Genomic DNA, 256 nt, shown 5'->3' on the forward strand with positions numbered 1-256 from the left:
TTGCAGTCGTCCGCATAGCGGCAGAACCGATGACCTCGCCGCTCCAGTTCCTGGTCCAATTCGGTCAGGAGTACGTTGGAGAGCAAAGGCGACAGCGGGCCGCCTTGCGGCGTGCCTTCCCGTCTCGGACTGACCAGTCCACCGTCGAGCATACCGGCTTGCAGGTAACGCCGGATCAGGGTCAGTATCCGTCGGTCGGTGATGCGACGGGCCAGCAGGCTCATCAACACATCGTGATTGACCCGATCAAAGAACT

General features: G+C 60.9%; 1 protein-coding gene. It reads right to left on the minus strand.

Annotated elements, in window-relative coordinates:
• Positions 1–256 (minus strand): reverse transcriptase domain-containing protein (locus EZI54_RS24175; protein WP_242674593.1); only part of this gene is annotated, 256 nt, incomplete at both ends.

The sequence above is a fragment of the Marinobacter halodurans genome (assembly GCF_004327985.1).
In the GTDB taxonomy this organism is placed as follows: Bacteria; Pseudomonadota; Gammaproteobacteria; order Pseudomonadales; family Oleiphilaceae; genus Marinobacter_A; species Marinobacter_A halodurans.